At 45.5% G+C, this 9,100-nt stretch carries 8 protein-coding genes; 7 read left to right on the forward strand and 1 reads right to left on the reverse strand.

The window, feature by feature from the left end:
• Positions 1-368: 368 nt before the first annotated feature.
• The 6 genes from rfbF (at position 369) to QUB04_RS31820 (ending at position 6,971) form a co-directional block, all read left to right on the forward strand.
• Positions 369-1,145 (forward strand): glucose-1-phosphate cytidylyltransferase, encoded by a 777-nt coding sequence (rfbF, locus tag QUB04_RS31795; RefSeq protein ID WP_333290657.1) that lies wholly within the window; start codon positions 369-371, stop codon positions 1,143-1,145.
• A 201-nt stretch (positions 1,146-1,346) separates the two neighbouring features.
• Positions 1,347-2,411, forward strand: coding sequence for an acyl-CoA dehydrogenase family protein (locus tag QUB04_RS31800; protein WP_333290658.1), 1,065 nt, complete (start codon positions 1,347-1,349; stop codon positions 2,409-2,411).
• Between the two features lie 190 nt (positions 2,412-2,601).
• Complete coding sequence (locus QUB04_RS31805) at positions 2,602-3,333, forward strand: cyclase family protein (protein WP_333290659.1); 732 nt, start codon at positions 2,602-2,604, stop codon at positions 3,331-3,333.
• A gap of 250 nt (positions 3,334-3,583) precedes the next feature.
• Positions 3,584-4,330 carry a DUF1995 family protein gene (locus tag QUB04_RS31810; protein WP_333290660.1) on the forward strand — a complete coding sequence of 249 codons (747 nt, stop codon included), beginning with the start codon at positions 3,584-3,586 and terminating at the stop codon, positions 4,328-4,330.
• Positions 4,331-4,808: 478 nt separating this feature from the next.
• The gene (gene iscB, locus QUB04_RS31815) at positions 4,809-6,137 is read left to right on the forward strand and encodes an RNA-guided endonuclease IscB (RefSeq protein WP_333290661.1); all 1,329 of its coding nucleotides are present in this window, start codon (positions 4,809-4,811) and stop codon (positions 6,135-6,137) included.
• A 63-nt stretch (positions 6,138-6,200) separates the two neighbouring features.
• Positions 6,201-6,971, forward strand: coding sequence for a metallophosphoesterase family protein (locus QUB04_RS31820; protein WP_333290662.1), 771 nt, complete (start codon positions 6,201-6,203; stop codon positions 6,969-6,971).
• Positions 6,972-7,278: 307 nt separating this feature from the next.
• Here QUB04_RS31820 and QUB04_RS31825 read toward each other — a convergent pair whose 3' ends face one another.
• Positions 7,279-8,130: a M48 family metallopeptidase gene (locus QUB04_RS31825; RefSeq protein ID WP_333290663.1), complete on the reverse strand. Its 852-nt coding sequence runs from the start codon at positions 8,128-8,130 to the stop codon at positions 7,279-7,281.
• Between the two features lie 373 nt (positions 8,131-8,503).
• Between QUB04_RS31825 and QUB04_RS31830 the strand changes: the two genes are divergently transcribed.
• Entirely contained in the window at positions 8,504-9,028 is a 525-nt protein-coding gene (locus QUB04_RS31830; RefSeq protein ID WP_333290664.1) for a DUF4330 domain-containing protein, read from the forward strand.
• Positions 9,029-9,100: the final 72 nt, after the last annotated feature.

Genomic DNA, 9,100 nt, shown 5'->3' on the forward strand with positions numbered 1-9,100 from the left:
AAGAATCTTGTCCCCCCCTTATTAAGGGGGGCTAGGGGGGATCGGATTCTATGCAACCTCATAAAAAATTGGTATAAGTTAGAAATAGCGCGCCGCATTTAAATATACGGTGTGCAGTGCGCGACCTACGGTTAAGTAGAAATTTCCCGCAATATTTAAATACATGGTTCTGGGCGCGCACCCTAGGATTATTCATAAATAGACGTAAATAGAGGGGGCTGGGCGCCCAGCATACGATTATTGAGAATAGTTTGTGATTTCTGTGGTTTACAAAGCTTCACTCACTATGAGAAAAAGTTAATAATTCTTTGAATAAATCACTGATTATTGATGATAAATTAATTGATCATCTTTTAAAAATTGAAAAAATGCAAGTAGTTATCCTAGCAGGTGGTCTCGGTACTCGTCTCAGAGAAGAAACAGAATTTCGTCCCAAACCGTTAGTTGAGGTGGGGGGGCATCCGATTATTTGGCACATCATGAAAATCTATGCACACTACGGTTTCCAAAACTTTATTGTGTGCTTGGGCTATCGCGGCAACATGATTAAAGAATATTTCCTCAATTATGAAGCCATGAACAATGACTTTACTATCTGTCTGGGACGCCAAAATATCATCACTTATCACGAGGAACATCTTGAACAAGATTTTAAGGTGACACTGGCTGAAACTGGCGCGGAAAGCATGACGGGAGGGCGGGTAAAACGGATCGAAAAATATATCGATCGCGAGAATTTCATGGTGACATACGGCGATGGAGTAGCTGATGTCGATATTGACGCCTTGATGGATTTTCACAAGTCTCATGGTAAGCTGGCAACTGTCACCACATTCCGTCCGATTTCTCGCTTTGGAATTTTGGATGTAGACAGCGATAGCCGCGTAGTTCAATTTACTGAAAAACCTCAAATCGACGGCTGGATCAGTGTTGGATATATGATATTTAACCGCCGGGTATTTGAGTATTTGGGGGGAGATGATTGTATTTTAGAACAGGAGCCGATGCAGCGTTTGGCCGCCGACGGACAGTTGATGGCTTACCGTCATGACGGCTTTTTCTTTGCGATGGATACTTTTCGAGAGTACAAGTATTTAAACGAGCTTTGGGATGAAGGGAAGGCTCCTTGGAAAGTGTGGAAATAAGTTAGTTGTTACATTCTCAGTCAGCCTTTTATGAACAGGCAAGATGCCCGTTCCACAAGAAATTTACTTTTTGTGGAACAGGCATCTTGCCTGTTAAGCGAGAAGGGTGCAAAATATGAGGAAATAAGTTAGTTTGGGGGCAGATTTTTAGGCGGGTTTACAAGAATTTAGAGAAAAATAACTATAAAATAATTATAAAACATGGATTTTCAAGATATTCTAAACAGCACAGAAACTTACCTGCAAAAGTGCGTTTCACCCCACGCGGAAATTATCGACAGCGACTCGGAAGCGCTGAAAACAGCAGTTGCGGGATTGGAAGCTCGATCGCTCTTAGCATTGCGAGTTCCCCAAAAATGGGGCGGTGCCGAAATTGCACCGGAGATTTTTTACCAATATCAGGAATTGACGGCTCGATATTCCGGCGCATTGTCTTTCCTGCAAACTCAGCACCACAGTGCAACTGCGATGATTGCCAACAGCGACAATGAAATGCTAAAAAGCAGATACTTGCCCGCGATCGCCCAAAAAGAGTTACGCTTGGGTATTGGGTTTTCGCATTTGAGGCGATCGGGCAATCCGGCCGTCACCGCAACTCCCACAAAAGCGGGCTATTTACTGTCAGGAAAAGTTCCTTGGGTAACAGGTTTTGGCTTGTTTCAAAAGTTTATTGTAGCGGCGGTAATTCCTGACGAACGCGCTGTTTTCGGTTTAGTGCCTTTTGCCAATATTGAACGCGAATATGGTAAAATAGCTTGTAGCGAAATCATGCAGTTAATTGCCATGAACTCGACTAATACTGTGACAGCAACTCTCGATAATTGGTTGCTGCATGAATCGGAAATAATTTCAGTTAAACCTGTCGGCTGGATTTCGGAAAACGACAGCAAAAATATACTGAATTTTGTTCCGGCTACTTTTGGCTGTATTCGAGCCGGATTAGATGTAATTGCAGCAGCGGCGGCTGCTAAGAATTCACCTTTTATAACGGCGGCTTGCCAAAAACTAGAGCAAAAGCTCGATCGGCTAAAACAGAATTTCTCACAATCTCAACATAGCTCCAAAGCAGAACAATTAGCGCTGCGAGCTCAAGCCCTTGATTTAGCGGTGCGTTGCGGGCACGCTGCGGTTGCAGTTTCTAGCGGTGCTGCTAACGGTGCGGTACACCCGGCGGGGAGAGTTTATCGAGAAGCTTTGGTGTATACTGTTTCCGGGCAAACAAAGGATGTGATGGAAGCAACCCTCGATCAACTAATCCAATTTTAGATTTTAGATTTTAGATTTTAGATTGAGATCGCAGAAGGTCAAAAAATCAACCAGGTTTAATAAATAATCAATCTACTTTACCTAATGATATCAAATCCATTCGTATCCGAATTATCCATCCCTCTCTTCTCTAACTCTGCGCCCTCTGCGCCCTCTGCGGTTAAATACTTCAAAAACAATCGCCAACGATATGACAAACCAATTAAACTTAAATAATCTCAAAACGATCGCCTACAGCAAAATTGTAGACTTAACCCATTCAATTCACCCAAATATTCCCATTTGGCCAGGAGATCCAGCGACAGAAATTGCCACAGTAGCTCAAATAGAAACAGACGGGTATTTCCTGCGAAAATTCTCGATGGGCGAACACAGCGGCACTCACATTAACGCACCCAACAGCTTTTATGCAGGAGGCGCCAGCATTGATAATTATTCCCCGCAGTCACTCGTTGTGCCGGCAATTGCGATCGACATCCGAGAGCAAAGTCTTGCCAATCCCGACTACACTTTAACAATTGATGATATATTGACTTGGGAACGGCAGCACAAACTTATAGAACCGGGAAATCTAGTTTTATTGTATACTGGGTGGCAAGAAAAATGGGATAATCAGGGAGCATTTTTCAACCGAGACGATCGCGGAATTTGCCACTTTCCGGGATTTGGCAAAGCAGCCACTCAATTTTTGCTAGAAGAACGCTCTATCGCGGGAGTTGGAACCGACACTCACGGAGTCGATACCGGGCGAGATGAAAGTTTTGCGGTTAACAAATTGGTATTGGAAAAGCAGCGAATAGTGCTGGAAAATCTAGCAAATCTAGACTTGTTACCTGCGGCTGAAATGACTTTAGTTATCGGAATATTGCGCCTTTTGGGAGGTTCCGGTTCGCCCGTGTCGGTGTTAGCTTTTGTTGCTTGAGGCGGTAAAACTTACATCTTGCATTATGCTCAAGAACGGGCTCTTCGGCCCGTTCCACAAAGAGTAAATTTTTTTTGTGGAACAGGCCCAAAAGCCTGTTCCTAAACCGACAGCCCGATGCCATTTCCACAAAGAGTGAATTTTCTTGTGGAACAGGCCGAAAAGCCTGTTCCTAAACAGGTAATTGAGAATGGTGCAATATCTCAGGTAAAATTAGATTGAGAGAAGTCGAGTAAAAACAATTAAATTAATGACAGAACTGCCCAAGGATCTCAACGAGGCGATCGCCCAATCCCGCATTGCAACCGCCGCTGCCCTCTCGGACGGCAAAACTCTACTGCAAGTCGAATTAGTATTTCCAGAAATCGCCCTGCAAGCACAGTCTATCACCCTACAATTCCTCCCAGAATTTGAGGAAATCTACCCCGGAGTTAAAGTCTTTTTTCCCGACACCGGTGCTGCAGCCCTCGCGCGCCGTGACTGGGGAGAAACACCGTTTAAAGTCACTGATTTAGGCAGCAGTCGTACTCCTGTTGAAGATAAAATAGCGCCGGAAGATCAACTTTTCATTTTGATCAATCCAGCCGCCGTAGAAGTGGCTCAAGTCGAAAAACTTTACATAGCAGCAGCCGGTCGCCCAGTAATTCTACTCAACCCGCGCCTCGAAGATGTTGCCACCATAGGTATAGGCTATGCGGGCCGCCAATTGCGCGATCGATTCCTCAGCAAAATTGAATCCTGCTACTACATCAGACCCCTAGACACTGCTGCTTTATTCCGCTGCTACCCCCAATCCTGGCAAGTGTGGCTGGAAACAAACGACGAATACAAACTAATTTCTGAAACCGCCCAAAAACCAGTCGGAGACGATTTAGAGCGGATTTTAGCCAAAGCTCTCGGAACCGACGATCCTGACTCCACCACACCTGCCAAACCCTTAAAAAAGAAAGGTTTTTTGGCAGAACTCCAGACATTCCTCAAAGCTTTGACTCAGTAACAATCGTTAAGGCTCGATCGTATTTTAGGGTGTGTCAGCTAGGATTATTTTCGACTTAATCGGTCGGCTAATCGCTGATGCACCCTAGCGCGTGAAATAACTCAAAGCTTTGCCTCAGTAACAGCAGTTGCAGAAGCACAATTAACAGCTTGCCTGTGTTTCTACCAGTAGCTACGCAAACAGAGACTGGCGAGCTTTACAGAATCTTTATACAAAGCAGTATAATGGGTGACACCCCTCCACCGTAAAAGACTTACTAAAATCCTAGACATTTCGGGAGAAATCCCGAAATAGCTAAGTAAGTCCCGGCTTTCGTTATTAGGGAGCGTTAAAGTTCATACCTTGGGGTGCGTGCCAGCCCCAAGCACTATAACTTCGCAGTTAAACAGGCAAGGATTTGTAAAGCCAGTGCTGTGGAGAAAGTACCGCCCAATAACTATGCCGAGGCAACCTTTACTAATTAGGAATAGACGCAACCATGTCTAAAACCCCCAATCAAGTATTCGTACTTGACGCTGACAAAAAACCTCTAACTCCGTGCCTGCCAGTGATAGCTAGAAAGTTGTTGAATGCAGGCAAAGCAAAGGTTTTCAGACTGTACCCATTTACAATCATTCTGGGAAAATCGGTCAACTATCTACCAAAACCAATTGAAATCCGCATCGACCCTGGTAGCAAAACTACTGGCATAGCTTTGGTTCAGGGAACCCAGGTCATTTGGGGCGCCCAAGTCACCCATCGGGGTCAAGCCATCAAATCTCGACTTGAAACCCGTCGAGCCGTTCGACGCAACCGCCGTAATCGCAAAACTCGTTATCGAAAAGCGAGATTCCTAAATCGTGTTCGCCCGAAAGGCTGGCTGCCTCCGAGCTTGCAGCACCGAGTGCTAACGACCATGACGTGGGTTTCTCGCCTTCGCAAGCTAGCACCCATCCAATCAATTGCTTTCGAGTTAGTAAGTTTTGACACTCAAAAAATGCAAAATCCCGAGATTTCTGGCGTTGAGTATCAGCAAGGGGAATTGCAAGGTTACGAGGTTAGAGAATACCTACTCGAAAAGTGGAATCGGAAGTGTGCTTACTGTGGTAGTGAAAATTTACCGCTGCAAGTCGAGCATATTAACCCACGAGCTAAGGGTGGCAGTAATCGTGTTTCCAACCTTTGCTTAGCGTGCGAAAAATGCAACATTAAAAAGGGGACTCAAGATGTCAGGGATTTTCTCAAGAAAAAGCCCGAAGTTCTCAAGAAAATAATGAGTCAAGCTAAAACCCCATTGAAAGATGCAGCGGCCGTTAACGCAACCAAGTCCGCTTTGTTCCAAGCTTTGAAGGCTACAGAGATTGAACCTATTTATGTAGGACGCGGTTCTTTAACCAAGTTCAATCGGACTAACTTAAAGCTTCCAAAGGCTCATTGGATCGACGCTGCTTGCTGTGGAGATGTAAGTCAAGGTTTGACTTTGGCTGTCAATCAACCGCTGTTGATCAAGGCAATGGGTTGGGGCAGTCGTCAAGTCGTACCGACCGATAAATATGGGTTTCCGCGTTCGGGGTATAAACCCAAGAAAAAAGTCGCAGGCTGGAATACTGGAGACATTGTTTCAATAATTGACGGAAAACATCAGGGGGTTAAGTGTAAAAGAATTAAAACCACTAGGTTCAAAGGTAATTTTGATATTCGAGTGAGCAATAGCGTGATTAGCGTTTCTCGAAATCACCTTAAACCCGTTCATCGTAACGATGGTTATAACTACTCGTTTGCCGGAGATTGTCATAAAATGTCTAAAAAAGCAGTAAGAGGCAAATAACAGCAAAATCAGATGCTATAAGCTAGAGATGGGGCTTTTGAGTCAGGGAAGCGGATAAACACAATGGAGCACCGACGCATTGTTATCGGGGACGTACACGGGCATTACGACGGCTTAATGACCCTGCTAGAGGCACTCGCCCCCAGCTCGAACGATCGCGTCTATTTTTTGGGAGACTTAATCGATCGTGGCCCCAAAAGCGCTCAGGTATTAGATTTTGTGCAGCAAAGCCCCTACCAAACTCTGTTGGGCAACCACGAACAACTGATGCTGGAGGCGTTGTCGGGGACGCCGATGGATATGCGAGCGTGGCAATCTTGGCTCTACAGTGGTGGCGATGCGACAGTAGCCAGCTACAGAGATACAGGGATGATGCCGCATAAACACTTAGAGTGGCTGCGATCGCTCCCCACGCACCTGGATTTAGGGGACATCTGGCTGGTTCACGCCGGCGTTGACCCCCATCTGTCGATCGATGAACAGTCGATCGAACAACTCTGTTGGATTCGCAGGGAATTTCACACCATGTCGAAACCCTATTTTCCCAATAAATTAATTATCACCGGTCACACGATCACCTTTACCTTTCATGGGGTCAGACCGGGCGAATTAGTCAGGGGCGAAGGGTGGTTGGATATTGACACGGGCGCTTATCATCCCAAAAGTGGCTGGCTGACAGGATTTGACCTCAGCTACCGCAGAGTTTATCAAGTAAATGTATTTAACAATCAAGTCCGAATTTTGCCGTTTGACGAAGTTGTCAGGCAATTGAAGCCGCAGCCGATTGCACCCCCGAAACCTGCGATCGATTCTGTTGTTCAACAGCAGTGTTAAATCAATTTGTAGTTTTAGGGTATGTCAGTTTAAGTTCGATCTATCTTAGATCTTGCACCATTGTCAATAATTCTTTTATGAACAGGCTTTTCGGCCTGTTCCACAAGAAAATTTATCTCTTGTGGAACGGGCCGAAGAGCCCGTTCTTGAGAATGGTGCAAGATGTGATATCTATTAAATCGCAATTAACTTGCTGCTGACTTACCCTAGTAACTGGATTTGTTTTTTAACGAACCGCGAAGACGCGAAGATCGCGAAGTAAGAAAAGAGAAGAGAAGAGAAGAGATTGCCTGACTGATTTACATTTCTACGAGCCCAAAAGCCTGCGGATTTCTAGCCTGTAATCCTCATTATCCAAACCTTCACCGCTAGCAAGATCCGGATCTATAGCCTGTGAAATAGCAGCAATACGATCGCCAGTTGCCGGGTGAGTGCTTAAAATGCTAGGAGGAGAAGGCTTGTTGAGCAACTTTTTCATAAAATCAACCATCCCAGATTGAGCGTAGCCGGCTCGCCCCATAGTTTGCAATCCCAACTGATCGGCTTCATACTCAGCTTGGCGACTGTGGGGGCGCCGCAAAGCCAATTCTACCCCAATCTGAACCGCCTGAGATCGATCGAGCCCAGTGGCCGAAGCTACGCCTGAAGCTATGGCCATTTGACGCATTTGTTTAATCGCGTGGCGAGCATTAATGTGAGCGATTTCGTGGGCGATGACACTGGCCAATTCTGCCTCATTGTCCGCCGCCGTCATCAAACCTTTATTCACATAAACAAAACCGCCCATTGTCGCAAAAGCATTAATATTGTCGTCGTCAATCACTTGAAAAGTATAAGGAATATTGGGGCGAGTGCTTTCTTGAGCGAGTCGTTGACCGATGCGGTTGATATATTCTGTAGTATCCCGATCGCGGTCAATCTTAAACTCGCTGTTGGTTAACTGCTGATTAATTTGTCGGCCAATAGTCACCTCTTGGCGATCGGACATATTCGACAATTGAATAACTTGAATGCCTCGGAAAATCAGTTCAGGCAAAGAAAATGCTTGAGTGGGTTCCGGGGAAACCACCCAGATACCCGCAGCCACCATCAGGGACAGAAACAGATAAATCCCCCGGCCACAAGTACGCCGGCAAGTCAACCAAAAATTTTTTAACATGAGTGATACGTGCCAGAAGTTAGATAAAATTGTAGGAAAAACTCGAAAAGTCACTAAATAGGCAGACGCAATTTGAGGCTGATTAGTTGCTATTCTAGCTTTTTGTCAATTTTTAACCGCGCCACCAGCTTCTGGGCGATCGGCCCGCAGGCCAACCAACCGCCGTCAACTGCCTTCTGGGTTAAGTGCCCCAGTCATGCGGATTTGGGGCGATCGTTGTGGTAATATCTTTTAGCTTCAGGACTTACGCATCAATAAAGTATGTCATTGCCAGCGGTAGCTCAGCAATAGCAGCATCTGTTTTTCATCGATGTCTGCGTAAGTCCTGAGCTTGTAAACATACTCCTTTCGCTATCAGTATAATAGGCGATTTATGAAAATTTTGGATTCTCAAGGCCGACTGTTCGGCAAACTCAGCATCCTAGACGTAGCTGCGGCTCTGATCGTACTGCTAGTTGCAGTCGGAATCTTCTTCTTTCCCGGCACTTCTGGCGGTTCCGTCGCCCAAGTCGGCACCAGTGTCAAACCTGTAGAAATTGATGCAATTGCGATCGGTCTTAAAGGAACAAACGTTCAAGATTTGTTCAAACCCGGTGATAAAATCAATGTGGTGATCCGCAATCAACCCTCCGGTCAGATTACCATCAAATCAGCCAAAACTCTCACCAGAACCCTAGCAGTTCCTCAGCCCAACGGCACTCTGAAAGCTCTCCCCGATCCCAGAGAAGAAGAAGCCTTCAGCAAAAATATGATGTTTACCTTAGAGGGAAAAGGTCAACTTACTGAAAATGGCCCGGTTTTAGGTAATACGAAAGTCAAAATTGGCACTACGCTAGAGCTTGAAGGCAGCAAGTACATTTTCAACGCCAGCGTTATCGACGTGCGAGTAAAAGAGTAGTCAGTAGTCAGTAGTCAGTAGTCAGTAGTCAGTAGTCAGTAGTCAGTAGTCAGTAGTCAGTAGTCATTAGTC

Origin of the sequence: Microcoleus sp. D2_18a_B4 (assembly GCF_036702475.1) — a bacterium.
Lineage (GTDB): Bacteria > Cyanobacteriota > Cyanobacteriia > Cyanobacteriales > Microcoleaceae > Microcoleus.